The following is an 861-nucleotide window of genomic DNA, read 5'->3' as shown; positions in this document are numbered from 1 at the left end:
ACTCATACCGAAGACTAGTGCCTGGATACGAAGCACCGGTTTTCATCGCGTGGAGTAGGGCCAACAGGTCCGCGAACGTTCGAGTTCCCGTTTACTACAGAGGCGAAGCAGCGAGAAAAAGCAAACGAATTGAGTTCAGAACTCCCGACCCCTCATGCAACCCCTACCTCTGTTTCGCGGCGATAGCAGCTGCCGGAGCGGACGGAATACGTCGAAAAATCGACCCCGGCGACCCGGTTAACGAAGACATCTACAAGCTCGACCCAGAACGAAGAAAACAGCTAGGAATACGGGAGCTCCCAGGCTCTCTGAGGGAAGCTGTTGAAGAAGTTCTCAGCGACCGGGAATTTCTGAAGCCGGTGTTCAGCGACGACCTCATCGAAACGATGACTGAGTTACAATTGAGGGCTTTCATCGACGTGACCACAAAGCCCCATCCCTACGAGTTCTACCTATACTTCGACGTGTGACGGGTTTGCTCAAGGCTTATGTTTTGGTTTCCGCTAAACCTGGGACATCCGAGGAAATTGTCAATTTCCTGAAGAAGGCTTCCGAGGTTAAAGGAGTCGTGGCTGCCGACTCCGTCTTTGGCCGTTACGACGCAATCATTACCCTCGAAGTTGAAACACTTGAGATGCTTTCACAGGTGCTCTACAAGGTGATCGAGAAAATTCCGAACGTGGTTAGGACCGAGACCTGCATCGTGATGTTCAGCGGGAACAGGAAATGACGAAGGTATTCGCCTACGTTCTGGTGAGAACTGAGCCTGGCACCTCGCATCAGATAGTTTCCATGAGAACCCTTCCCGGAGTAATTCAAGCGCACAACGTCTTCGGCAGATTCGACGCGGTCCTCGTCATC

2 protein-coding genes are annotated in these 861 nt (G+C 52.3%); both read left to right on the top strand.

The genetic code is table 11. From position 1 onward, the window contains the following. A partial coding sequence (locus N0A24_12240; GenBank protein ID MCS7174104.1) for a type I glutamate--ammonia ligase occupies positions 1 to 470 on the top strand: 470 nt, incomplete at its 5' end. Continuing rightward, the gene (locus tag N0A24_12235; GenBank protein MCS7174103.1) at positions 467 to 730 is read left to right on the top strand and encodes an Lrp/AsnC ligand binding domain-containing protein; all 264 of its coding nucleotides are present in this window, start codon (positions 467 to 469) and stop codon (positions 728 to 730) included. The genes N0A24_12240 and N0A24_12235, both read left to right, overlap by 4 nt. Positions 731 to 861: the final 131 nt, after the last annotated feature.

This window comes from Armatimonadota bacterium (assembly GCA_025059775.1).
Lineage (GTDB): Bacteria > Sysuimicrobiota > Sysuimicrobiia > Sysuimicrobiales > Sysuimicrobiaceae > Sysuimicrobium.
This window is presented reverse-complemented; position numbering and strand designations above follow the sequence as displayed.